The sequence below is a fragment of the Pseudomonas sp. PLMAX genome, assembly GCF_046042685.1.
Lineage (GTDB): Bacteria > Pseudomonadota > Gammaproteobacteria > Pseudomonadales > Pseudomonadaceae > Aquipseudomonas > Aquipseudomonas putida_AE.
In genome coordinates, this window is the sequence record NZ_CP064949.1 from 762,326 (window position 1) to 788,549 (window position 26,224).

At 60.5% G+C, this 26,224-nt stretch carries 16 protein-coding genes; 2 read left to right on the forward strand and 14 right to left on the reverse strand.

The window, feature by feature from the left end:
- The first annotated feature begins 173 nt into the window (after positions 1–173).
- On the forward strand, positions 174–5,393 hold the full coding sequence (locus tag DKB71_RS03435) for an NEL-type E3 ubiquitin ligase domain-containing protein (protein ID WP_408599618.1): 5,220 nt from the start codon (positions 174–176) through the stop codon (positions 5,391–5,393).
- Between the two features lie 69 nt (positions 5,394–5,462).
- Positions 5,463–11,513: an NEL-type E3 ubiquitin ligase domain-containing protein gene (locus tag DKB71_RS03440; protein ID WP_408599619.1), complete on the forward strand. Its 6,051-nt coding sequence runs from the start codon at positions 5,463–5,465 to the stop codon at positions 11,511–11,513.
- A gap of 81 nt (positions 11,514–11,594) precedes the next feature.
- Here DKB71_RS03440 and ureC read toward each other — a convergent pair whose 3' ends face one another.
- The 14 genes from ureC to DKB71_RS03510 all read right to left on the reverse strand — a co-directional run bounded on the left by ureC (position 11,595) and on the right by DKB71_RS03510 (position 26,218).
- Entirely contained in the window at positions 11,595–13,295 is a 1,701-nt protein-coding gene (gene ureC, locus DKB71_RS03445) for an urease subunit alpha (protein WP_323607433.1), read from the reverse strand.
- Between the two features lie 165 nt (positions 13,296–13,460).
- Complete coding sequence (locus DKB71_RS03450; RefSeq protein WP_008146494.1) at positions 13,461–13,766, reverse strand: urease subunit beta; 306 nt, start codon at positions 13,764–13,766, stop codon at positions 13,461–13,463.
- Positions 13,766–14,299, reverse strand: coding sequence for a GNAT family N-acetyltransferase (locus DKB71_RS03455; RefSeq protein ID WP_408599620.1), 534 nt, complete (start codon positions 14,297–14,299; stop codon positions 13,766–13,768). Before DKB71_RS03455 ends, DKB71_RS03450 begins: the two co-directional genes overlap by 1 nt.
- A 4-nt stretch (positions 14,300–14,303) precedes the next feature.
- Positions 14,304–14,837, reverse strand: coding sequence for a GNAT family N-acetyltransferase (locus tag DKB71_RS03460; RefSeq protein ID WP_274077511.1), 534 nt, complete (start codon positions 14,835–14,837; stop codon positions 14,304–14,306).
- Between the two features lie 9 nt (positions 14,838–14,846).
- Positions 14,847–15,149 (reverse strand): urease subunit gamma, encoded by a 303-nt coding sequence (ureA, locus tag DKB71_RS03465; RefSeq protein ID WP_007907366.1) that lies wholly within the window; start codon positions 15,147–15,149, stop codon positions 14,847–14,849.
- Between the two features lie 137 nt (positions 15,150–15,286).
- A complete protein-coding gene (locus tag DKB71_RS03470; protein WP_408599621.1) occupies positions 15,287–16,126 on the reverse strand; it encodes an urease accessory protein UreD in 840 nt (279 codons plus the stop codon).
- Between the two features lie 30 nt (positions 16,127–16,156).
- On the reverse strand, positions 16,157–16,855 hold the full coding sequence (urtE, locus tag DKB71_RS03475; RefSeq protein ID WP_408599622.1) for an urea ABC transporter ATP-binding subunit UrtE: 699 nt from the start codon (positions 16,853–16,855) through the stop codon (positions 16,157–16,159).
- A gap of 113 nt (positions 16,856–16,968) precedes the next feature.
- Positions 16,969–17,838 carry an urea ABC transporter ATP-binding protein UrtD gene (gene urtD, locus DKB71_RS03480; RefSeq protein WP_274077508.1) on the reverse strand — a complete coding sequence of 290 codons (870 nt, stop codon included), beginning with the start codon at positions 17,836–17,838 and terminating at the stop codon, positions 16,969–16,971.
- The gene (gene urtC, locus DKB71_RS03485; RefSeq protein WP_408599623.1) at positions 17,835–18,914 is read right to left on the reverse strand and encodes an urea ABC transporter permease subunit UrtC; all 1,080 of its coding nucleotides are present in this window, start codon (positions 18,912–18,914) and stop codon (positions 17,835–17,837) included. The genes urtD and urtC overlap by 4 nt, the downstream gene beginning before the upstream one ends.
- A complete protein-coding gene (gene urtB / locus DKB71_RS03490; protein ID WP_408599624.1) occupies positions 18,914–20,416 on the reverse strand; it encodes an urea ABC transporter permease subunit UrtB in 1,503 nt (500 codons plus the stop codon). The genes urtC and urtB overlap by 1 nt, the downstream gene beginning before the upstream one ends.
- Positions 20,417–20,573: 157 nt before the next feature.
- Positions 20,574–21,839: an urea ABC transporter substrate-binding protein gene (urtA, locus tag DKB71_RS03495; protein ID WP_046819717.1), complete on the reverse strand. Its 1,266-nt coding sequence runs from the start codon at positions 21,837–21,839 to the stop codon at positions 20,574–20,576.
- Positions 21,840–22,082: 243 nt separating this feature from the next.
- Positions 22,083–23,459, reverse strand: coding sequence for a PepSY domain-containing protein (locus tag DKB71_RS03500; protein WP_274077505.1), 1,377 nt, complete (start codon positions 23,457–23,459; stop codon positions 22,083–22,085).
- Between the two features lie 110 nt (positions 23,460–23,569).
- Positions 23,570–25,687, reverse strand: a complete 2,118-nt coding sequence (locus tag DKB71_RS03505; protein WP_408599625.1) for a TonB-dependent copper receptor — start codon at positions 25,685–25,687, stop codon at positions 23,570–23,572.
- 84 nt (positions 25,688–25,771) lie between these two features.
- A complete protein-coding gene (locus tag DKB71_RS03510) occupies positions 25,772–26,218 on the reverse strand; it encodes a DUF2946 domain-containing protein (protein WP_274077503.1) in 447 nt (148 codons plus the stop codon).
- Between the last annotated feature and the right edge of the window lie 6 nt (positions 26,219–26,224).

The window sequence follows — 26,224 nt, forward strand, 5'->3', positions numbered from 1 at the left end:
TGAGGGATGGATCAGGTCCGGGGGCGATAGGGTGGTATCTATTTATTTTTCCGGTTCTCGAATTCGATCCTGTCCTGGGTCTTTTCGGGGTTGTTCCAGCAGGATTTTAATCTTTTGTTTTAGAGGCGGTTGAATAAGCTGGGGCACTACTCATCGCATAAGGATTTGCGAAAATGACTGTACTTCATTCGGATTATTTCGCTGAGAAAGTGCCAGCCCTGATAAAAAATGCTCCGGTTTCAAGGCTGGCGTCGATAACGCAACTGAAGCCCGGTTTTCCGGACTGGTACATCAAGGCATCGGCGATTGATCGTCAATACTTGCAACAACTCATACAGGAGCGCTGGCGTTTACAGGATGTTGTTTCTGATGCGGTCGGTAATCTGCAAACCGACATCAATGAGTTTGCCAAGCCCTTACTGACCCAAGCCCTCAGCGACGAGCTGAACTTCGAACTGGATGTCAGCACGACTTCATTGCGCCTCTATGTTCCCGCCCCGCTCGGCATTGGCATCGACACCCAGGCCAGCCGGCTCAGGCAATCGTCGTTGCTGGAAGCCGCCCTGCATAACTTCGAGTTGTCTGAAACCCTCGAAGGCGCCTTTCGCGACGGTTCAGGCATTTTCATCAAAGACTCTGAGGGGGAACTTCAGCGCCATGAATGCAGTGTCGAAAAGTTCACCGCGTTGTGTCGCAAACTCGATATCGGCGCGCAGTATCAGCAACACATCAAGTCTCTGCTCAAGCCAGCTGTCACTGCTGATCGACAACTACTTGAACAACGGTTCATGGCCCATGAAAGGGCTGCTTTCAGTGAGTCCATGCTCATTGCGCTATTAAAAAACGATATCGACTCCTATACCTTCGGAAAACTGATCGAGCTGCGGGATGACCAGGACAGCATCCTGTACCAAGGCCGTCCATTGCACTGTCACCGGCTCTCATTGATGGGCACGCGGCTGACGGGCATTGTGCTGTTCAGTGCGCTGGCCGATCCCACGCTAATAAAACAGGCTATCGAGGAGCTGGTTCCGGAGCAGCTGCAACACCTGATCGACTGGTCTCGTCGCCTGAAAATTTTGCCGGGGTATGAATATGACCAGTTCAAGACACTCCAGGCCTTTTTTGCCAATGGCCCGACCGGGGTGGTCGAGGAAATGGTTCGCCGTAACGATATCCATGAACAAAGTCGGCTGGGCGGGACATTGATCGCCTACATCCCCGGCGACCCGGATCATCCGCTCAGGCAATACGACTCTTTCACCGACTTCATGAAGGAACTGACGAGCCAGTTGCGCTCGGCGCAGTACCAGGAGTTTTTCAGTCGGTTCGTGCCGCACAAGGACAAAGGGCGCTTCTTTGCACGGGTCAACGAGCGCTTCAGCACCTTTACCTGGACACAGCGCGAGCCGCTGGACATGGGCCCGTGGTGGCGCGAGACCGCCGTCGAGAACCCGGATGCCGAACCCATCACCAACCTGATCGAAGGCGATTTCTGGGGGCATTTCTGTGCCTGGCGCAGAGACAAGGCGATTGCCGATGCGCGACAGATCGCCGTGCCCACGGGCGATGAAGACGCCACCGCGCGCTGGAAACGCCTGACCAGTTACCTGGACATCGGTTGGAACCTGTTCAACTTCGGCGCCATGTTGGTGCCGGGATTAGGCGAAGCCGTGCTGGCGGTAATGGTTGGGCAAATGATGCTTGAGACCCTGGAGGGAATCGAAGACTGGAGCAAAGGCGACAAGGACGAGGCCGCGTCTCATCTCACCGCGGTTCTGATCAATTTTGCTCAACTGGCACTCATGGGCGCCGGGCATGTGCTACCGGGCGGCACGCCGGTGGCGGTCAAAGTGTCGCCTTTTATCGACCAACTGAAAAAGGTCGAGCTGCCTGATGGCAAAACCCGTCTGTGGAACCCTGATCTGAGTCCCTACGACCACAAAGTGTCGTTGCCCAACGACTCCAAACCCAACGAACGAGGACTGCATCGACACAACGGCCAGGACATCCTGGCACTGGGTGGCAGGCATCTTGAGGTCAAGGAAGATCCGCAGACCGGTCAACCGCGACTCAGGCACCCGAACCGGCCGACAGCCTATCAGCCAAGAGTGGAACATAACGGTGCCGGTGCCTGGCATACCGAGCTCGATCGCCCGGTCGAGTGGGACAAGACCGAACTGATGCGGCGTCTGGGCCCTTCTGTCGATGCATTTTCCGATCAGACGCTGGAACAGATCCGTATCGCCAGCGGTGTCCAGGAAGATGTGCTGCGCAAGCTGCAAGTAGAGACACAGCCGCCACCGGCGCTGTTGGCCGACACCCTCAAGCGCTTCAAGGCGTATGCCGATGTGCGCACGCTGGTGGATCAGATACGGCTCAATCAGGTCGCGCCGCAATGGGCGGATCACCTGCCACCCTTGATGACAGAATTGCCGCGATGGCCCGAGTACAAAGCCATCGAGCTGTTCCGCGGGCCGGAGTTGTGGGGCGATTCCATCGTGCACGGCAACCAGGAAACTGTGCCTGCACACCGCGTGAAGCTGACTTTTGCGCAATTGAAGGCCGGCGAATTATCTGATCGCGTGCTGGACGCTTTCAGCGAAGAGGAGATCCAGCAGGTACTCGGTCGGGATATCGGCGAAGACCGGCAGGTGCAAATCGATGCCTTGCAGGAACGCCTGGCCATGTACTCAGAGGAGCAGAAAAAGCGACTCTTCGAGTCATTCTACAAGCACGCAGAGGTCGAGACCGACGCTAACGTGGTCTGGCTTCAGGACGCATTCCCGCAACTGCCGACCAGTGTCGCCAGGGAGCTGTTGGCACAAGCCTCGCCAGAGGAACTGGCGGTGATGGCCGAGCGCAAGCGCGTACCGTTGCATCTCAAACATCAGGCTCGGGCGGCGTTGCTGGAGGTGCGGCTGAACCGCGCTTATGAGGGGCTGTTTCACGATGAACTGCAAAACCCGGACACTGAGCGCCTGGTTCTGCGAACGCTTGAGTCGCTGCCGGGCTGGTCTGCAGACGTGCGTATCGAGGTGCGCAACGGTACCGCGACAGGCACGCTGGATGACAGTATCGGCGCGGCTGACGCCCCCATCCGCAAGGTGCTGGTCAAGAACGAAGAGGGTCTGTATGAGGCGCGCAATGTAGACGAACATGAGCTTCACGGCCCGGATAACTTCTTTGCCGCTGCCCTGCATGCCTTGCCCGATGCCGAACGCAAAGCGCTGGGCTACCAGATCAATCAATGGGAAACCCTCAAGCAATCCGTTCTGCGTTCTCCACTGAGCCACGACAGGTTCAGGTCGATCCTGGCGGACAATCCTTTGCGAAAACCGAAGTACGATCCCGATACCATGAAGTTGCGGGGGGGTATGCACGGCTTCTCCCAACAACTTCGTCGAGTCGGCGGCCAACTGACCGCGCAAGAACGGCTCCAGTCGCTTCGCCCCGGCTGGAGCGAACCCGACATTCAAACCTTTCTGGAGCACAGCGACAGCGGGAGCACACCCGAGAAGCGAGTGGGGGCTCTTGAAGCCGAGTTCAATCAACTCAACAGCAGCTTTCGACGCTGGCTGGATTCACCCCTCGACTCGTTCAGCCTGAGCGCGGATGGCGTTTCACAATGGCAGTCGCGCAATAGTGTCTACAGGGCGATCAGAAGCTGCTGGCAACGCAACTGCCCCGTGGAGCTCGACGCCCTGGGAAACCCGCGTGGATGGATCCTTGATCTAAGCAACATGCCCATGGGGCGGCATCTGGAAACTATGCCCAGGCTGGAGGCCAGTTTTGAGCATGTCACCCAGCTGAATCTGGCTGACACCGGATTGACCGATGCCCATGCCGGGTTTATCGAGCATTTCCCAAGACTGCGTTCCTTGAACATGAACAACAATGGCCTGACCCGCCTGCCAACTGCAGTAGGTCGCATGCAATCGCTGATCGCGCTGTACCTGGGCCACAACCGGATCGAATTGACGGTAGAGGCCGCGAACGCGCTGCGCGACCTCATCCGGCTGGAATCCATCGACCTGCGAGGCAATCCTCTGGGCCGGGTGCCGGACATCGGTCGTATGCCTTTGCTGCACACGCTGATCCTGGCGGACACCGGGATCAATACCTGGCCCGCGGGTCTGTTTTCCTTGCCGCGTTTGCGGCACTTGTTCGTGAACCTGCAGCGCAATGTCATCAGCGTTGTGCCTGAGGTGGAACCCGGTTCCGTGGAGGCGGAGTTGCTGGCCAGGACGTTATTGAACCGGGAGCCGGAGTGGCTATCGCCAGAAAACCTGAATCAGCTCAGGGATTACACCCACTCCGTGGGCCTGGACCCTGATCGGCCTTATCCTTCCCGTGGCGTGCGCGACAGTCTCGACTGGGAGGCAGGCATGACGCGAGCGCAATGGGTTGACCGCCAGCCAATATGGAATGAGGTGGAAGATGAGATCGGTTCAGTGCCGTTTTTCGATCACATCAGACTGCTCACCCAATCCAGCCACTTTCAAAATGACCGAGCCTTCAGGGTGGATTTGACGGCCAAGCTCTGGCGAATGCTGGAGGCCATGGAAAAGAACAGCGAACTGCGCAAGCAGATTTTCACTATGGCGCGAGAGCCGATCAACTGTGTCGACGCCGGGGCGGCGCTGTTCAATGCCATGGGCCTTGAAGTGCTGATTCACGAAGCCTACGAGTTGGTCAATCCGAGCCTGGTCGAAGCCGAACTGGTGTCGCTGGCCAGGGGCAAATCCCGTCTGGATGAGCTGAGCCGCATCGCTCATAAGGAAATTGCCCGGCGACTGGAGAGCGGCGACAGCTTCATGCGGCTCGATGCGCAAGGGGAGGCCACTGGCACCATCGATGAAGTCGAGACTCACCTGGCGTACATGACGGACCTCGCCAGCCGGCTGGATCTTCCGTGGCAATCGCGGGACTTGCAATTCAGAGCCCTGTCGGGTGTCACCCAGGCGATGATCGATGACGCCTGCGCCCGTGTGCTGGCGCTGGAGGAGGGTGATCTGCTGCGCGATTCGATTGTCGAACAGCCCTTCTGGGCCTCTTACATCCAGGGTTCCAATCGCGCTGCATTCAAGGCCATCCGGCGTCGACTCGATGCGACGACCGAGTTTTACATGGCGCTGGAGAGACGGGTGACCGAGTCTCTTACCGTGCAGGAAAAAGCCCTGTTGAAAGAGGAAATCAGGGTGCTTGCGGCAGAACTCGGCAAGCCGGAAAGCGCGATCGCCCCCGGATGCGTCATGACCACCGAGGAGTATGAAACGGAAATGAACCTGCTCAACGCGCAGAAGCTGACGTTGCTCAAGACCCTGACCCAACAGGCGATGGACCGGGCAAAACTGCAACGGGTCGAAATCCCTTTCACCGTGAAACCCTGACGGTTGTTCCGGCATTAAGACTGACGACCTTCGTGCCGGCCCACCAAGTCGTACATAAGGATATGTACCATGCGAAGCAACCACCAAAGCACCCCGGAAACTGCGGTGCAGTCACCGACTGGCGATCAACAAAGTGTCCACGCCGATTTCATCACCCAGACCATTCCGGCCTGGTTGGTGAACGCCTCGCCTGAGCGGCGAGAGGTAGCAAAAAACGCTCCGGTCATGTTTCCCGACTGGTATCTGGCGGCATCCGAGGCGCAGCGTCGGGCCCTGAGCGCGAGTTTCGAGACCAGTATGGCGTCCCAGAGCCTGCTTGATAAAACAATGTCGGGGATGCAGGACATCAACACCTTCGCCGAACCCTTGTTAGTCAACGCGCTCAAGGACCGGTTCGCTGTGGAACTGGACGTCAGCAAGACGTTTGTGCAACTGAAAAAGCCCTTGGAGCTAGGTGTTTTCAGATACGAAGCCGGTACGTTCGAGGTGTTGACTCTGCCGCTGCTGCAAGCGGCGATGCACAACTTCGAAGAGGATGAGTGTGCGGCCGGTCACTTTCATTCCTCCTCGGGTTTTGTCGCTGAGTCGACGCCAGGCGAACTCGCCAAGGTGACCACCGCCCTGACGGTGGTGCAGTTTCTGACGCTGTGTCGGGAACTGGATATCGGGGCGAAGTATCAGGCTTACCTGACGGACTTTTTGCAACCGGCAAATCCGCTGGCAGTGGCGCATCTGCGTGAACAGTTTGTGACCAGCCAAAAAGATGCGATGAGGGCGGCTGCCGAGCTGGCCTTGCTGAAAAACGACATTGAGCCCAAGGATTACGCAATGATCCTGTCGGTCATCAGCGGGGAGATGAACCCCGAGGTGGACGGCAAACCGGTGTGGTTTCGTGACCTGGGGCTGATGAAGAAAAAGATGACGGGCTGTGTCCTTTTTCTGATCGGCGAAAAATACAAATACTCCGATGAAATGATTCTTTACGTGCCCCATGATCCGGAGCATCCGCTCAAACGCTACAAGGCTCATGAGATGGATACGGAGCTCAAGCGCCAGTTCACGGCCCGAAATGCTTCAAATTCCAGGGACGACGGTTCGACTGAATACCAACGCTTTTTCAGCCAGTTCGTGGCCTATGCCGATCGCCCTTATTACTTCAGTCAGTTCACCCACAAGGCCAAGGACGCGCTGGCGGATCCGCAGGCCGCGCTGCGATCTCCCTGGCTGAAAGGGTTTGATGCGATCAATCCGTTTTCTGTGCTTTTCGCGCCCAAGGAGTTGCCACCGGAAAAAACGCCGAAACAGGAACCGATTGAAGACCCCTACACGCGTACTTCGAGTTTTTCCCAGCGAGGGTTGTGGGGCCCCAATGGTGACCTATGGGGTGAGCTCTTTGAGAAGAGCCGTGACAAGATCCTGGCCGATGCCCGTCACTACGCGGTCCCCTCCGCGGATGTGGATGCCAGTGTACGGGCGCAGAAAATGGCGGTATTGCTGGAGGTCGGCATGCTGCTATTGAACGGTGTATCCATGTTCGTTCCGGTGCTGGGCGAAGTCATGATGGGCGTCATGACCGCTCAGCTCATGAACGAGACGTTTGAAGGGCTGATCGAATGGAGCGAGGGTGATCATCGCGCCGCCCTGGCGCATCTGATCGACGTGGCAGAAAACCTTGCGCTGATTGCCGTGATGCATGGCGCGGGCAAAGGCCTCGGCAAGCTGGCAGCCGTCAAGCCCGACCCTTTGGTCGAGGGTTTGCAGCCCGTTACATTGCCGACTGGCAAGCAACGGTTGTGGAAGCCTGACCTCGGGCTTTACAAAGCGCCCCTCAAGCTGGCGGCGGATTCAAAGCCCAACGAGCTGGGCCTGCACCGTCACAACAATCAGGACATCCTGGCGCTGGGCGATGATCATTTTGTCGTCAGGCAGGACGCGGGCGATGGGCAATACCGTATCCAGCACCCGAGCCGCCCGGATGCCTATGCACCACGGCTTGAACATAACGGTGCTGGCGCCTGGACCCACGAGGCCGAAGAACCCTTGAGCTGGGACGGGCCGATCCTGATGCGACGCCTGGGCTATCGTGCGCAGGCGTTCACAGATGCGCAACTGGAACAGGTACGGGTCACCAGTGGCGTGGAGCCCGATCAGCTGCGTCAGCTGCATGTCGAGCAAGGGCGGCCAACTGCGCAGCTGTCCGATACCCTCACGCGCTTTCGAATCGACCGGGACCTCGAAGCCTTCAGGGAGCAGATCGGCAGCGATGACCCCCAGGTCTACGCCAAGGCTGATTTGGGCATGCAGTTCAGGGTCATGCGCAGTCAGCAATTGTTGCCCGCTACGCCCCCGATCAAAGTCCTGGACAGTCAGTCACAGATCCTCTGGCAAGACCCGATAGTGCAGAGCGAAGGGACACGCAGGCTAACGTTCGTTGTGAGTGATCGGGCGGCGGTGAAGGGCACCGTACTCACCTCGTTGCTGGACATGTTGAATGCGCAAAAGGTCGACATCGAAAGCGTTCCGGGGGCATCGGATCTGACGCTGGATCAGCGGGCCGTTGAGCTGCGCAAGGAAATCGCTCGCACGGTACAGAATAAAAAACGCTCATTGTTCGAGTCCTTGTACCGGGAGCAGGAGGCCGGCGCCGACAGCTCCGTGGCGCGGGTCAAGGTCTTTTTCCCGCAGCTACCCGCTATCGTCGTGGAACAGATATTGGAGGGTGCGACTGAGGAAGATCTGCTGGCTTTGGATAAATCCGGGCCTCTGCCTCGCAGCATTTATCAACAAGCCGAATGGGCCCGCCTGGATCTGCGTCTGGCCCATGCGTATGAGGGCCTTTACCTCGAGACTTCATCCGGAGTCGACAGTGAGCGTCTGGCCCTGCGCAGTCTTGAGACGCTACCTGGCTGGCCGAAGGATGTACGCTTCGAGCTGCGCGAGTATGGGCCGCAAGGGACATTGCTGGACGTGATTGGTGCGCCAGAGACACCGACACGCGCGGTACTGGTTGTGGATGAAAACAGCCGGTTCGCCCATTCGTCCTCTACCGATCTTTATGCATCTGTCTTGCAGGCCCTGACGGCACAAGAGCTGCAAGCATTGGGATACAAGTTGGAAGAGGCCGATCGATTGAAGCTTGCCGTGCAGCAGGCACCCTTGCCGCGAGATCAGTTCAGGGAGGTTCTTCAGTCGCACCGAGTGTTCAAGCCGAGCGTCGAACCGGGCATGAAGTTGCTCGGTGGCGTAGGGTCCTCGCTTCCTTCCGGGCAACAGGTGGCCAACTTTTTCCGAACGCCGCGCGCGCGAGTGCTCAAGCTGTATCCCGATTTCAATGAGGTCGAGGTCGAAGCCTTCCTGCGGTCACTGGGCGAAGACGTTCGAGGCGGGCTGACTCGACGTGAAGCCGAATACGCGACACTCAAGCAAGAGTTGAATAGCTGGGTTCAAGCCCGTGTTGCGGCACAAAGCAGTCCTGCTGTCGCAGGGCGAATCCCGGGCGGGCGAGAGCGTCAGGTCGCCAGCAATATCAAGCGCTGCTGGCGGCGGCAGAGCGGTGCGACGCTGACCATCGACTCTTCCATAGAGCTGCCGTCCTTGAGTTCCCGTTTCCCTCATGTCGAGACGCTGGCGCTGACGAGTACAGGTGCTGGCAACCTCAATGCCTTTCTCAAGGGGTTCACCGGGCTCAAGACGCTGAAGCTGGAGAGAATGTCCTTGCTCAGCGAACTCCCCGAAGCGATCGGTGAGATGAAAGGCCTGACTCGTCTGAGCCTCAGGGGCAGCCGGGTTCGACTCAATCGACACAATGCTGCGGTGCTCGGAAAATTGAGTGCTCTGGAAGAACTCGATTTGTTGAAAAACCCGTTGGGCCTCCCGCCGGACTTGAGCACGATGCCTCGGCTGAGGAAGGTCAGCCTCAATGGCACGGGTATAGACCTATGGCCTGAGGGAACGAAAAATTTGCCCGACCTGCAAAAGCTTGACCTGCGAAATAACGAGCTGACTGAAGTGCCCCCGGCAATGCTCTCCATGGTGGGGGAGCGGCTGGAAGCGAACGCCAGGGTCAATCGTGTCACGCTGCTTGAGGGCAACCCGTTTACTCGTCAAGGCTGGGAGCAGCTCAAGGATTATCGAGAGCGGCTGCAAGCGCTGAGGCCTGAACTACTGGAAGGGAGTCTTCCCGGCGCATTCCAGGTGCTCGACTCGATGAGCGCCAGAATTCGTCAACTGTACCCTGATTTCGACGAATTCGAGATTGCCGAATTTCTGCAAACTCATGGGCGCGAGGCAGAGTTCGAACTGGCCCGCCTTGAGAGGGAGTATGGGACCTTGAATCGGCAGTTGTCGGCCTGGGCGTTTTCGGGAGACGGAGCACTTCGCCGTTACATTCGGGCCGGTGAGGTTCCTGCGGGGCTGTCCGAGCGTGCAGATCGATACATCGCTGCGGAACGCATTCGCCGGTGCTGGAGGCGGCAAGCCCCGCAAAGGAATGCTCACGACGGAACACCGATGGGTTTTGAGCTTGATCTGAGTCGCCAGACACTCGATAGCGTTCCCGATCTTGAGGCTGATTTCAGCCATGTGGGTTCGCTCAAACTCAACAACATGGGCCTGAGCGTGTCACCAGAGGGATTCCTTGCGCATTTCCGACGTGTGCGCTGGCTGGATCTGTCGAACAACCGCCTGACGGCAATACCCGCGGCGCTGGATGAAATGCATGGGCTGACTCGCTTGTTTCTGCATGACAACCGCATTCGGCTGACCCCCGAGACCGCCCAACTGCTGGCAAGGCGCAGCACCCTCCGGGCGTTGAACCTGTCGCGCAACCCTTTGGGCATGATGCCTGACTTCAGCGCGATGACGGATTTGCGCACGCTCTCGTTGAGTTCCACCGATGTTGAGACCTGGCCAATCGGGCTGGTTGCCCAGCCAATGCTGGATGCCATCGATTTGCGAGACAACCGGATCACGGCGTTTCCAGAGTCGGTTATCGCCCCGTCTGCCGGGCAACTTGATCAGGCGGCGCGACTCAACAACCTCACCCTGATTGGTGGCAATCCTTTGTCTGAGGTGGCCCGGCAACAACTGCGCGACTACTGGGCTCGCCTCGAAGGCGAGCGACCTGATTTGTGGGGGGACAGGCGACCGGGCGTCTTCGAGTATCAAGCCCCTGTGGCGCCAGGAGAGGAAGTCGGATCTGACGCCCAGGACCCGGCAGCCCTGCAGCGCTGGATCACAGACCTGACCGCTGAGCAGCTCCCGACCAGGCAGGACCAATGGCGGTCACTGCTTGCGCAGGATGGCTCCCGCGGATTCTTCCAGGTGCTCAACAACCTTGAAAATGCCGGTGCTGGCCATGTAGACCTGCAGCGTCGCGTGTGGGAAGTCATCGACAGCATCACCGAAGCCAACCCCGGGTCCGAGGCATTGCGCGCACAGATGTTCGAGTGGGCGGGGCGACCGGCCTGCTGCGATCGTGCGGCGTTGTCGTTCAGTAATCTGGAAATCATGGCAATGGTGTACCGGGCCCGGACGCTGGCATTGGACGGGGGGCAGGGCGCTGCCTTGTTGAAGTTGTCCCGAGGCTTGTTCCGACTCGACGAGGTCGAGAAAATCGCCCTGGCGGATATCACCCGGCGAACGGCGGCGATCAATGCCACGCCGGGTTTGTCGGCGGCTCAAAGGACAGAACAGATCAGTCGTCTGGAAGAAGTCGAGATCAAACTGTCCTACCGTTACGGTCTCAAGGATCGACTCGCCTTGCCGGGGCAGCCTCGGCAGGTCAGATTCACCCACATGGGCAACGTCACAGCCAGGATGCTGGATGAGGCATACGCCAAGGTCGTGGCGCTGGACGGTTCTGCTGAAGAGTTTCAGTCGCTGGTGGCAAAAGACTTCTGGAAGGACTTCGTGACGAACAAATACCGGCCGCCATTCGAAGCGCAGCGCGAACCCTATCAGGATCGCCTGGCCAATTTGCGAGAAAGCCAGCAGGCTGGGGAATTGTCAGAGGCGCAGTACAAGGCGCAATCCGACGAACTGGACGCTCAGCTCCAGATCGAAGAGGCGGCGCTGATCGAGAAGTTCACTCGCGAGGAACTGACCAGCCACCCGCTCTGATGTTTCAGCCGTAGCCAACCAACGAACAAAGGCCTGGATCTGCGCAAGCATCCAGGCCTTTTTCTTGGCCCGCTCAACCGATCAGAACAGGAAATAACGCTGGGCCATCGGCAACACATCCGCCGGTTCGCACCACAGCAAAATGCCGTCAGCCTTGACCTGATAAGTCTGCGGATCGACCTCGATCTCTGGCAGGTAATCGTTGTGGATCAGGTCGGTCTTCTGCACCTCGCGGCAACCCTTGACCACGGCGATTTTCTTCTTCAAACCCAGGGCTTCGGCAAGCCCGGCCTCCTGCGCCGCCTGGCTGATAAAGGTCAGGCTGGTGGCGTGCAGCGAGCCGCCATAACTGGCGAACATCGGACGGTAGTGCACAGGTTGCGGCGTTGGAATCGAGGCGTTGGCATCCCCCATCAGGCTGGCCGCGATGGCGCCACCCTTGAGGATCAGCGTCGGTTTAACCCCGAAAAACGCCGGGCGCCAGAGCACCAGGTCAGCCCATTTACCCACCTCGATCGAGCCCACCTCATGGCTGATGCCATGGGTGATCGCCGGGTTGATCGTGTATTTGGCGATGTAGCGCTTGGCGCGGAAGTTGTCGTTGCCCTCACCGTCCTGTGGCAACGGGCCGCGTTGCTTTTTCATCTTGTCGGCGGTTTGCCAGGTTCGGGTGATCACTTCGCCGACGCGGCCCATGGCCTGGCTGTCGGAGCTGATCATCGAGAACGCGCCGAGGTCGTGGAGGATGTCTTCGGCGGCGATGGTTTCGCGGCGGATGCGGCTTTCGGCGAAGGCCACGTCTTCGGCAATGCTCGGGTCCAGGTGGTGGCAGACCATCAGCATGTCAAGGTGTTCGTCGATGGTGTTGCGGGTGAACGGCCGGGTCGGGTTGGTCGAACTCGGCAGCACGTTGGCAAAACCGCAGGCCTTGATGATGTCCGGCGCGTGGCCGCCGCCCGCACCTTCGGTGTGGTAGGTGTGGATGGTACGGCCCTTGAAGGCGCCGAGGGTGGTTTCGACGAAGCCCGATTCGTTGAGGGTGTCGGTGTGGATCGCCACCTGCACGTCGTACTGATCGGCGACGCTCAGGCAGTTGTCGATACTGGCCGGGGTGGTGCCCCAGTCTTCGTGGAGCTTGAGGCCAATGGCGCCGGCCTTGACCTGTTCGATCAGCGGCTCGGGCAGGCTGGCGTTGCCCTTGCCGGTCAGGCCGATGTTCATCGGGAAGGCGTCGGCGGCCTGGAGCATGCGCGCCAGGTGCCACGGCCCCGAGGTGCAGGTGGTGGCGTTGGTCCCGGTGGCAGGCCCTGTGCCGCCGCCGATCATGGTGGTGACGCCGCTCATCAGCGCTTCTTCGATCTGCTGCGGGCAGATGAAGTGGATGTGTGTGTCGATGCCGCCGGCGGTGAGGATCATGCCTTCGCCGGCGATCACTTCGGTGCTGGCGCCGATGGCGATGTCGACGTTGGGCTGGATGTCCGGGTTGCCGGCTTTGCCGATCGCGGCGATGCGCCCGTCCTTGAGGCCGACGTCCGCCTTGACGATGCCCCAGTGGTCGATGATCAGCGCGTTGGTGATCAGGGTGTCGACCACTTCGGCGGCTAATAGCTGGCTTTGGCCCTGGCCGTCACGGATAACCTTGCCGCCACCGAACTTCACTTCTTCGCCGTAGGTGGTGAAGTCTTTTTCGACTTCGATCCACAGTTCGGTGTCGGCCAGGCGGACCTTGTCACCGACGGTGGGGCCGAACATGTCGGCGTAGGCTTGTCTGGAGATTTTCATGCGCTTGCCTTGGGATTTAATTGATTTCGAGACCGCTCGCGTTGTTCGCTATCGCTGGCAAGCCAGCTCCTACAATTGGCATTCCAACACGGAAATACCGATGAAATACGATCCCTTGTAGGAGCTGGCTTGCCAGCGAAGGGGCCGGTGCGTGCACTACATAATTCAGAGGTCGCCCATGATCCGTCCGGCAAACCCGAACACCCGGCGATGCCCCGCCAGGTCGACCAGCTCGACTTCGCGACTTTGCCCCGGCTCGAAGCGCACGGCGGTGCCGGCGGGAATGTTCAGGCGCATGCCGCGGCTGGCGGCGCGGTCGAAGGTCAGGGCGTCGTTGGTTTCGAAGAAGTGGTAGTGCGAACCGACCTGGATCGGTCGGTCACCGCTGTTGGCCACCTTCAAGCTGACCGTGCGGCGGCCGACGTTGAGTTCGATGTCGCCGGGCTGGATCTGGTATTCACCGGGAATCATCAATGGGCTCCCTGGAGAGTCTTGTAGTAGAGAGCGGTTGGCTTGTAGAGACCGCTCGGATCGCAGGCGTAGTCGGGAATTTCGCCGGCGCGGGTGTAACCCAGGGCCTTGTAGAAATCCTCGGCAGGAGAGCCAGCCTCGGTATCGAGGTAGAGCATGCCGCGCTTGTGCTGCAGGGCCGCCTGCTCCAGCGCGCTCATCAGTTGTTGGCCCAGGCCACGGCGCCTGGCGTGCTCGCGCACCAGCAGTTTCTGCACTTCGGCGCGGTTGAGGCCATTGGCTTTCTGGCACAGGGTCAGCTGTACGCTGGCCTGCACCTGCTCGTCCTTGACCACCACCCACAGCAGGACGTTGCCCTTGTTCAGGTTCTCCTGGACTTCATCGAAATAGGCGCGGGCTTGCGTCGCGTCCAGATTCGCCATGAACCCGACACTGGCGCCATAGCCGACGGCGTCGAGCAGCAAATCGATCAAACCCTGACGATAGTGCGCAAAGCTTTCAATGTTGACGCGTCGCAATTGGGCGGCGTTCATCGCGTTACTCCTTGTTGGCGGGCGGCGGTTCGGCGCCAGGATTGAGCATCAGTTGCATGAAGGTCAGGTCCAGCCAGCGACCGAACTTGGTACCGACCTGCGGCATCTGGCCGGTGGTTTTGAACCCGACGCGTTCATGCAGGCGAATGGAAGCGGCGTTGCCGCTTTCGATGGCGGCGACCATCACATGTTTGTCGCAAAGCCTGGCGCGCTCGATCAGCACGTCCATCAATTGTGGGCCCAGGCCATTGCCGCGCTGGTCGCTGCGCACGTAGACCGAGTGCTCGACCGTGTGGCGGAAACCATCGAACGGCCGCCAGTCACCAAACGAAGCGTAGCCCAGCACGCTGTTCTCGCCGTCGACGATCACCAGGATCGGATAAGCCTGGGATTGCCGGGCGCTGAACCAGGCCTGGCGGTTGCCGAGGTCCACGGCCTGTTCGTTCCAGATCGCCGTGGTATTGAGCACTGCATCGTTGTAGATATCGCGGATCGCCGGCAGATCGGCATGCACCGCATCGCGGATGTGATAAGTCATGGCGCGTCCTCAGGCGATGGGTTGGTGGACGGTGACCAGTTTGGTGCCGTCGGGGAAGGTGGCTTCCACCTGGATCTCCGGGATCATTTCCGGGATGCCTTCCATCACTTGTTCGCGGCTGAGCAGGGTGGTGCCAAAGTGCATCAGCTCGGCCACGGTCTGGCCGTCACGGGCGCCTTCGAGCAGCGCCGCGGAAATGTAGGCCATGGCCTCCGGATAATTGAGTTTCACGCCGCGGGCCAAACGCCGCTCGGCGACGAGGCCGGCGGTGAAGATCAGCAGCTTGTCTTTTTCACGTGGGGTCAGGTCCATCGTTGGAATCCATCTGGGCAGATAAAAAATCGGATCTGTAAATACATCACCTGTAGGAGCTGGCTTGCCAGCGAAGCTTTTTGGCGTCATTGAGTACGCCTTCGCTGGCAAGCCAGCTCCTACAGGGGGAGCGGTGTTCAGGTGCTCCATATTCTGGGTGGGATGGCTTCTCGGCCGAGCAGTGCAGGGCGCAATAACCGCCACAAATCAATCAGCCAGCCTCGTGCCAGCAGGGCTTCATTGGCCAGGCAACGGGCTACGAGCAAACCCGGCAACTGGGTCAAATCCCCGCGCACATCATTGGTCAAAGAACGGCAACGCTCCAGCAAATCACTATCGATTTCCCCGGTCACCAGAAGGGTGGCAAACACCGGTTGCCCATCCAGCCCGATCGGCGACTCGAGCAAACCATCACCGCCCACAATGCGCTGGCGTTCGTGCCAGAGCAACTGGCCGTCGCGGCGGATGTCCAGTTGCGCCTGGAAATGCCCGAGATCGAAACGCTCGCCGCTGGCCGGGCGCCCCAACGCCACTACATCCCAATAGAACAGCCGCGCATCACCTTGCAGGTCAATGGAGGTGCTGAGCTCGGCCCGGGCATCGCTGAAGATGATCGTCTCTTGCGGCAGCCATTCCAGTGTCGCGCCGGGGGCCACTTTAAGGTCGAGTTTCTGATAAGCCGGCCCTTTCGCGCGATACCACTTGGCCGCGCCGGGGCTGGTGATTTGCGCCCACGCCGCGCGGCCGACGCTGGCGCTGATGTCCAGCCGGTCACCACCGGCAATTCCGCCTGGCGGATGCACGATGATGTGCTGGCACACCTCGGGCCCTTCGGCATACAAGTGCTTCTGCACCCGCAGCGGGCCTTTGTGCCGTCGCTGAACCGGGCGCGTGCTGTCGCCGAATCTGGCGTAGCCCAGCTCCAGTTCGGCATGCCAGCTCGGGGTAAACAGGGCAGTGGGAAGAGGTAAATTCATGGCTTCTAATTATCGTTAGGACGCTACAGATTAGATCGTAACCAGGCCGCGCACACCTTCGGCTTCCATGTTTTCGCCGCGGCCCTGCTGCACGATCTCACCGCGGGACATCACCAGATACTGATCGGCCAGTTCGGCGGCAAAGTCGTAGAACTGCTCTACCAGCAGGATTGCCATGTCACCACGGGCGGCGAGTTTTTTGATCACGGCGCCGATTTCCTTGATCACCGACGGCTGGATGCCTTCGGTGGGCTCGTCGAGGATCAGCAGGCGTGGACGGCTGGCCAGCGCCCGGCCAATCGCCAGTTGTTGCTGCTGGCCGCCGGACAAGTCGCCGCCGCGCCGTTGCTTCATCTGCAACAGCACTGGAAACAGCTCGTAGATGAACGCCGGGACTTCCTTGGCTTCACTGCCGGGAAAACGCGACAGGCCCATCAGCAGGTTTTCCTCCACGGTCAACCGGCCGAAAATTTCCCGGCCTTGCGGCACATAGGCGATGCCGGCATGCACCCGCTGGTGCGGCTTGAACGTGGTGATCGGCTTGCCCTCCCAACTCACAGCGCCGTCCTTGGCCGGCAGCAGGCCCATCAGGCATCTGAGCAAGGTGGTCTTGCCCACGCCGTTACGGCCCAGCAGGCAGGTGACTTCGCCGACCTTCACGTCAAACGTCAGGCCGCGCAGGATGTGGCTACCGCCGTAGTATTGGTGCAGCTTGTCGACTTGCAGCATTCTCAAATCCTCCTCAATTCCTTGTAGGAGCTGGCTTGCCAGCGAAGCTTTTGGCGTCATTCAGTACGCCTTCGCTGGCAAGCCAGCTCCTACAGGTTCGGTGTTCGCAAAACTCAGCGACCGAGATACACGTCGATCACCCGTTCGTTTTCCTGCACCTGTTCCAGCGACCCTTCCGCCAACACGCTGCCCTGATGCAATACGGTGACGTGGTCGGCGATCGAACCGACGAAGCCCATGTCGTGTTCCACCACCATCAGCGAATGCTTACCGGCCAGGGTCTTGAACAGTTCGGCGGTGAATTCGGTTTCGGCGTCGGTCATGCCGGCCACCGGTTCATCGAGCAGCAGCAGTTGCGGGTCTTGCATCAACAGCATGCCAATTTCCAGGAACTGCTTCTGGCCGTGGGACAGCAACCCGGCGGGACGATTGACCGAAGCGGTCAGGCGAATGGTGTCGAGCACCTCGGCGATCCGGTCTTTCTGTTCGCCACTCAAGCGCGCCCGCAGACTGGCCCACACCGACTTGTCGGTTTTCTGCGCCAGCTCCAGGTTCTCGAACACACTCAAGGCCTCGAACACGGTCGGTTTCTGGAACTTGCGGCCGATGCCGGCCTGGGCGATCTGCACTTCGCTCATTTGCGTCAGGTCCAGGGTTTCGCCGAACCAGGCTTTTCCGTGACTGGGGCGGGTCTTGCCGGTGATCACGTCCATCAGCGTGGTCTTGCCCGCGCCGTTGGGCCCGATGATGCAGCGCAATTCACCGACGCCGATGTACAGGTTCAAGTCGTTCAGTGCCTTGAAACCATCGAAGCTGACGCTGATGTCTTCGAGGGTCAGGATGGTGCCGTGGCGGGTGTTCAGGCCCGGACCGGCGCGTTGGCCGAGGCCGATGACATCGCGGCTGGTGCCGGCGTCCTTGTTCGGCTCCACGGGGAAAAACGCCGGTTCGAGCATGAATTCAGCGGTCGCAGTGACTCTCATTGTTCACCTCTTTTCTTCAGCAAGCCGATCACGCCCTTGGGCAGGTACAGGGTCACGACGATGAACAGCGCACCGAGGAAGAACAGCCAGTATTCCGGGAAGGCCACGGTGAACCAGCTCTTCATGCCATTGACCACGCCGGCGCCGAGCAACGGACCAATCAAGGTGCCGCGACCGCCGAGGGCGACCCATACAGCTGCTTCAATAGAGTTGGTCGGCGACATTTCACTTGGGTTGATGATGCCCACCTGCGGCACGTACAACGCACCGGCCAGACCGCACAACACCGCGCTCAACACCCACACGAACAACTTGAATCCCCGCGGGTCATAGCCGCAGAACATCAGGCGGTTCTCCGCGTCGCGCAGGGCGGTCAGCACTCGGCCGAACTTGCTCTGCGCCAGGCGCCAACCGATGTACAGGCTGGCCACCAGCAGCAGCACCGTGGCGAAAAACAGCACCGCACGGGTGCCAGGTTCAGTGATGCCAAAGCCGAGGATGGTGCGGAAGTTGGTGAAGCCGTTGTTGCCGCCAAACCCGGTTTCGTTGCGGAAGAACAGGAGCATGCCGGCGAAGGTCAGGGCCTGGGTCATGATCGAGAAATACACGCCCTTGATCCGCGAGCGGAAGGCGAAGAAGCCGAACACCAGCGCGAGCAATCCTGGCGCCAATACCACCAGACACATGGCCCAGAGAAAGCTGCTGGTGCCGGTCCAGTACCAGGGCAATTCGCTCCACGACAGGAACGTCATGAAGGCCGGCAAGCCATCGCCGGAGGCCTGGCGCATCAGGTACATGCCCATGGCATAACCGCCGAGGGCGAAAAACAGGCCGTGACCCAGGGACAGCAGGCCGGCATAACCCCAGACCAGGTCCAGCGCCAGGGCCGCGATGGCGTAGCACAGGATCTTGCCCACCAGGGTCAGCGTGTAGGCGGAGACGTGCAGCGCACTGTCGGCTGGCAACAGCGAGAGCAGCGGCAACGCCAGCAGTAAAGCGAGGATTACAGCGCCGACGGCCATCGTGACTTTCGGGCCGGCTTTTTGTGTCGCGGTAACGAGCAGGGGCTGGTTCATCAGTCGATCACCCGTCCTTTCAGTGCGAAGAGGCCTTGCGGACGTTTCTGGATGAACAGAATGATCAGCGCGAGGATGAGGATCTTGCCGAGCACGGCACCGATTTGCGGTTCGAGAATCTTGTTGGCGATCCCAAGGCCGAACGCGGCCAGAACGCTACCGGCCAGTTGCCCGACACCGCCGAGCACCACCACCAGGAACGAGTCGATGATGTAGCTCTGGCCGAGGTCCGGCCCGACGTTGCCGATCTGGCTGAGCGCCACGCCGCCGAGGCCGGCAATGCCCGAGCCGAGGCCGAAGGCGAGCATGTCGACGCGCCCGGTGGGCACGCCGCAGCAGGCCGCCATGTTGCGATTCTGGGTGACGGCGCGCACGTTCAGGCCCAGGCGCGTCCTGTTCAGCAGCAGCCAGGTCAGCACCACCACGAACAGCGCGAATGCGATGATCACGATGCGGTTGTACGGCAGCACCAGGTTTGGCAGCACCTGGATCCCGCCTGACAACCACGCCGGGTTGGCCACCTCGACGTTCTGCGCGCCGAACACCAGGCGCACCAGCTGGATCAGCATCAGGCTGATGCCCCAGGTGGCGAGCAGGGTTTCCAGCGGGCGACCGTAGAGGTGGCGAATCACCGTACGCTCCAACGCCATGCCGATCGCTGCGGTGACGAAAAACGCCACCGGCAACGCAATCAGCGGATAGAACTCGATGGCCTGCGGGGCGAAGCGCTGGAACATCAACTGCACCACGTAGGTCGAGTAGGCGCCGAGCATCAGCATCTCGCCATGGGCCATGTTGATCACGCCGAGCAGGCCGAAGGTGATCGCCAGTCCCAAGGCGGCGAGCAGCAGGATCGAGCCCAGGGACATGCCACTGAAGGCCTGGCCAAGGAGTTCGCCAACGAGCAATTTGCGTTTGACCTGGGCGAGGCTGGTTTCGGCGGCGGTGCGCACATTCGCGTCGGTTTCAACGCCCGGCTCCAGTAGATTTTCGAGGCGGGTACGGGCCAGCGGATCGCCGGTTTCGCCGAGCAAACGGATGGCGGCGAGTCGCACGGCCGGATCGGCGTCTACCAGTTGCAGATTGGCCAGGGCCAGGCTGAGGGCGGCGTGAACGCTCTCGTCCTTCTCGCCCGCCAATTGCTGGTCAAGGAATTTCAGCTGCGCGGGTTTGGCGCTTTTCTGCAATTGCTGCGCGGCGGCCAGACGGATTTTGGCGTCGGCGGCGAGCAATTGGTGGCTGGCCAATGCGGTATCGATCAGACCTCGCAGGCGGTTGTTCAGGCGCAAGGTTTTCGGTTGGCCGTCGACGGTCAATTCGCCTTGTTGCAGGGCGTTGATCAGCTCGATTCGGGCCGGATCGGGCTGCGCGGCCCAGGTTTCCAGCAGTTTGGCTTGCTGCACGGGATTGGCGGCGACGAAGTCTTCGGCGTCATCGGCGTGGGAGGCCATCGGCAGCAAAAGTGCAATGGCAAGGATGAAGCGGTAAAGGGCGGTGGGCATATGTATGGCCTTGCGCGGACTAAATGTGGGAGCGGGGCTTGCTCGCGAAAACGGTGTGTCAGTCACATTGATGTTGGATGTGCCACCGTCTTCGCGAGCAAGCCCGCTCCCACAGGGATTTGTGCTGGCCTCAGGTACGGAAGCCAGCATCCAGCGATCAGTTGCTCTTCACCGCATACTCCGGCTTCTTGTCGTTGCCCGGAATGAACGGGCTCCACGGCTGGGCGCGGATCGGCCCTTCGGTCTGCCACACCACGTTGAACTGACCGTCGGCCTGGATCTCGCCGATCATCACCGGCTTGTGCAAGTGGTGGTTGGTCTTGTCCATGGTCAGGGTGTAGCCGGATGGTGCGGCGAAGGTCTGGCCGCCCAGGGCTTCGCGGACCTTGTCGACGTCGGTGGACTTGGCTTTTTCGGCCGCCTGCGCCCACATGTGGATGCCGACGTAAGTGGCTTCCATCGGGTCGTTGGTCACGGCTTTGTCGGCACCCGGCAGGTTGTGTTTCTTCGCGTAGGCTTTCCAGTCGGCGACGAATTTCTTGTTCGCCGGGTTCTCCACCGACTCGAAGTAGTTCCACGCCGCCAGGTTGCCCACCAGCGGTTTGGTGTCGATGCCGCGCAGTTCTTCTTCGCCCACCGAGAACGCCACGACCGGCACGTCGGTGGCTTTCAGGCCCTGGTTCGCCAGTTCCTTGTAGAACGGCACGTTGGAGTCGCCGTTGACGGTCGAGATGACCGCCGTCTTGCCGCCGGCCGAGAACTTCTTGATGTTGGCGACGATGGTCTGGTAATCGCTGTGGCCGAACGGGGTATAGACCTCTTCGATGTCCTTGTCGGCCACGCCTTTGGAGTGCAGGAACGAACGCAGGATCTTGTTGGTGGTGCGCGGGTAGACGTAGTCGGTGCCCAGCAGGAAGTAGCGCTTGGCGCCGCCACCTTCTTCGCTCATCAGGTATTCAACCGCCGGGATCGCCTGCTGGTTTGGCGCGGCACCGGTGTAGAACACGTTCGGCGACATCTCTTCGCCTTCGTACTGCACCGGGTAGAACAGCAGGCCATTGAGTTCTTCGAACACCGGCAACACCGATTTACGCGACACCGAGGTCCAGCATCCGAACACCACGGCGACCTTGTCCTGGGTCAGCAGCTGCCGGCCTTTCTCGGCGAACAACGGCCAGTTCGACGCCGGGTCCACCACCACCGCTTCGAGCATCTTGCCGTTCACACCGCCCTTGGCGTTGATCTCGTCGATGGTCATCAGCGCCATGTCCTTGAGCGACGTCTCGGAGATCGCCATGGTGCCGGACAACGAATGCAGGATACCGACCTTGATGGTCTCGGCTGCCTGGACTGTCCAGGTCATGCCCATCGCGGCAATGCTTGCCGTGAGTGTGAAAGCCTTGATCAAGCTGCGACGCTTCATTGTGCGATCTCCATGAACTTATGAATTTTTTGATTGGCAGATGCGGACTACTGAAGAGGCTTTAGCAAAGGCTGTGCCCGGTCGGAAAAAGGCAGGGAAATGTCGTGTTAGAGCGGTTGTGCGGATATTTTGCGCACCATCAAGGCACGCGGCGGACGTGCTGGTGCGTTGAGGTGCGCCAGATTGGGGCGTGATGAGGAGGGAGGTCGGGCAAGCACGGTACGTTGCTTGCCCAGGTATCGCTCAGGCTGCCGAATCGGGTTCAGCTTGCCGGTTGAGGCGTCCCAACAGGAGCTTGTCCAGCACCCACACCACCACCAGTGAAGCTCCCACCAATGGGAATGCCACCGCCAGGGCGAACATGATCACCATCGCGGTTTTCCATTTCGGCAGGTCGTGACGCAGCGGCGGCACACCGAACTTGCCTTGCGGACGACGCTTCCACCAGATCACCACGCCGCTGACCGCACTGAGCAAGATCATCAGGCAGATCAGCAGGACAATGATCTGGTTGAGCGTGCCGAACATCTTGCCTTCGTGCAGCATCACGCCGATTTCCGTGGCGCGGGCGACGGCGCCGTAGTGCTCGTAGCGAACATCGGCGAGGACGTTGCCGGTGTATTGATCGACATGCAGCGTGGCGTCGTTGCGTGGGTCATCGGCGAACACGGCAATGGTGAACACGCCGGTGGCCGTGGTCGGGAACGTGATGCTGTAGCCGGGCTCGACCTTGCGTTGCACGGCGATGTTCTGCACGTCCTGCAGGCTGATGGTCGGCGCGGCCGGACCGGATGGCGCTGCACCGTGGGCCATGTGTTCGGCGTGATCGCCGGACATGGGCATCGGTGTATTTTCCATGGCCCACGGCACGGTCTGGCGGGTGGCGCTGTTTAGACTGCGCGCTTCGACGTCGGACTTGGGCACGTTATCCCACATCGCCGCCGGAAAGACGTTCCAGACGGCGGCGTACTGTTGGCCCCAGAAGCCGGTCCAGGTCATGCCGCTTAGCAGCATTACCAGCAGCAATGAGGCGCCCCAGAAACCGGTGACGGCGTGCAGGTCACGCCACAGCACCCGGCCTCGACTGCTCAGGCGTGGCCAGAGAATGCCCGCGGCCTGACCACGTGGCCACCACAGGAACACCCCGGACACCACCAGCACCACCCCCCAACCCGCGGCCAGTTCCACCAGTCGGTCACCGACGGTGCCGATCATCAGCTCGCCATGAATCGCCCGCGCGACTGCCTGCAGGTTCTTCTTGGCGTCTTGTTCGCCGAGGATGTCGCCGTGGTAAGGGTCGACGAACACGTTCAGCTCGGTACCTTCGTTGAGCACGACAAACTGGGCACTGCGCTCGGCGTTGATCGGCGGCAGGTACTGTTTGATCGTGCCTTGTGGATACGCGTCTTTCACCCGCTTGAGCAGGTCGTCGGCTGGAACGGTGTGGTGGCCGGCCGGGACGTTGAGCAGGCTGCTGTACATCAATGAGTCGAGCTGCGGCTTGAACAGGTAGATGGTGCCGGTCAGGGCCAGCATCACCATGAATGGCGCAACGAACAATCCGGCATAGAAATGCCAGCGCCAGGCCAGGTTGTAGAAATTCACTTTGGGCTGTTTCATCACGCGTGCTCCGCTTGGCTTGGATCTTTTAGTTGTTTGTTTGCGGTTGCTGCGCAACCGATCGCGAGCAAGCTCGCTCCTACAGGGGAGCGGGCTTGCCTGCGGGGCTCTTAAAAGCTCATATCCACTTTCGTCCAGAGCGTGCGCCCCGGTTCCTTGATGGCTTGCGGGTCATTGGCCGGGTAGCCGAACCCGGCGTTGCCGGCCAGGTTCAAGTGTTCGGCGTAGGCCTTGCCGAACAGGTTGTCGATGCCGCTGCTGACCTTCCAGTGCTGGTTGATCCGATAGGCACCGTTGAGCGAGAACACGCCAAAACCCGGGGTCTTGTCGAAGTCCTTGCCAACCACGTTGCCTTTGTTCTGGTCGATGCGGTTTTGCGCGGCAACCACTCTCCACAGTGCGCCGGCGCTCCAGTTGTCTTCGCTGTAGGTCAGGCCGAAACGGGCATCCAACGGCGGCATTTGCGGCAATGCACTGCCATCGCTGCTGTTCTTGCCCCAGGCGTAGGCCAGGGTCGCGTCGGCTTTCCAGTGCTCGGTAAGTTTGTAAGCAGCTCCCAGTTCGCCACCCATGATTCGCGCGTCGATGTTCTCGGCTTGCGAGGTCATCCCCATCATCCCGGGCGTGTAGTTGAACAGGATGTAATCGCGCACCTGGCCGACGTAAGCCGAGGCCCAGGCATCGAGGTCTTCGGTCTTGTACTGCAGGCCGAAGTCGAGCTGGGTGGTTTTCTCCGGCTTGATCGAATCGAAGGCATTCACCGATCCGGCGGGGCCTGAGTTGGGCGAAAACAGCTCCCAGTAATCCGGGAAGCGTTGGGTGTGACCGAGGCCCGCGTACAAAGTAGTCGGGCTGTCGGCGAGGTCGTGTTCGTAGCGAATGAAACCGCTGGGCAGCGTGTCGGCACGTGTGTCGTCAGCGGTTGGATTCGGGCGAGTCATCATTCCCGAACCGAGGGTCTGCCGATAATCCTTGGCCGAAGCGCGGTCCAGTCGTGCGCCGGTGATGAGTCGGTCGCGATCGGCGGCGTACCAGGTCAGTTCGCTGAACACCCCGTAGTTGTGGAAGTCGGCGTCCTTGGTGTACGGCTGGTCCTTGTAGGTGTCGATACCCATGGCGCTGCGTTGGCGGTGTTCGTTGGTCTGCGCATCGATGCCGCTGATCAACTGTACATCGGCCCAGCGCCAGGTGGCCTTGATTCGCGCGCCGAGGGTACGACGGTCGACGTTGGACGCCATGGGGCCGGCCATCATCCCGGTGCCAGACGGCGTGCGCAGGGTGTAGTTGTCCATCACATGGTCGGCGTAGTTGTAATAGACCTGCGCCTCGAGCTTTTCCAGCACGTCGCTGATGTTGGACTTTTCGAAGCGCAGCCCGAGGCTCTCGCGCTTGAACTGCGAACCGTCCATGCCGCGTCCAGCGTAACGCGCCTCGCCGTCACCCTTGCCAGCGGTCAGCTCCAGCAGGGTATCGGCGTCCGGGGTCCAGCCGAGCGCGACGTCGCCGTTCCATTTGTCATAACGCGATGCCACGGTGTCGTTGTTGCCGTCCTTGTAGTCGTCGGCCTGGGCGGTGTTGCCGATCACTCGCACGTAGCCCAATGGGCCGCCGGCAGCGGCGTCCACCAGTTTGTCGAATCGACCGTTGGAGCCGGCCAGCACACTGGCGTTCACCCGCGTGCCGAGTTCGCCGAAACTTTCCGGTTCGCGATCGAAGAGGATGGTACCGGCCGAAGCCCCCGGTCCCCAGAGCACGGTTTGCGGGCCTTTGATGACGGTCAGCTTGTCGTAGGTTTCCGGGGAGATATATGAAGTCGGTGCATCCATCCGCCCAGGACAGGCGCCGAGCATCATGCCGCCGTTGGTGAGGATGTTCAGGCGCGAGCCAAACATGCCGCGCAACACCGGGTCGCCGTTGGTGCCGCCATTGCGCACCTGGGCGAAGCCCGGAATGGTTTTCAGGTAATCGGAACCGTCGCTGGCCGGCACAGGCTGGCGCGGGTCCTTGGGGTTGGTGACGATGGTCAGAGGCGAGCTCGGGGCAATGGCGGTAATGACCGTCGGGCTCAGTTCTTCACTATGACCTGCGTGTTCATCGGCCAGCGCGGAGGGCGCCAGCAAGGCACCGCACAGGATGGCGGTGGCGTGCCTGAAGCGAATGCTGGATTCGTTCAGGACAAAGGAGGCTTGGGCAGTGCTCAAGCAGGGGGCAGCGGAAAACCTGGACATGACAATTTCCATCGAACAGTCGTAAACGACACGGCCGACAACCTGAAGCTGTTCGCTAAACCGTGTGAAATCAGAGGTGATTGTTTACGCGACGACGGGCGGGGCGCGGGTGCGGGCGCCGGGGAAGAAGGTTTGCCGGGCATGGCCCAGGCGCGGGGACGGGGTGGTGAAAGTGTTGGCGGGCGGGGTGTCGAACGCGGTGAACGAGCCGCCACCGGTGAGCGCCGGGCAGTTGAACAGCAGGCTGCAATAGCCGCATTTTTCCCAGAGTGCATGGTGCCCGGACGCAGGCGGGCAATGCTCGGCAGCCGCTGGTGCGCCGTGATCGGCGTGCTCCATCGCCGACATGTCCATGCTCATGTCCATCGACATGTTCATGGAGGTCGAGGCGTGCTGATCCATCGGCATCGACTGAGAAATCAGCGGACCGATAAAGATCATCAACATGGCGAACAGGCTGATCCAGCTGCCGCGCGTCAGGCTCAATGGCTGACGACGGTGGGCGGATGTCCTGGTGCCTGGCGGGCGCATGGGCGG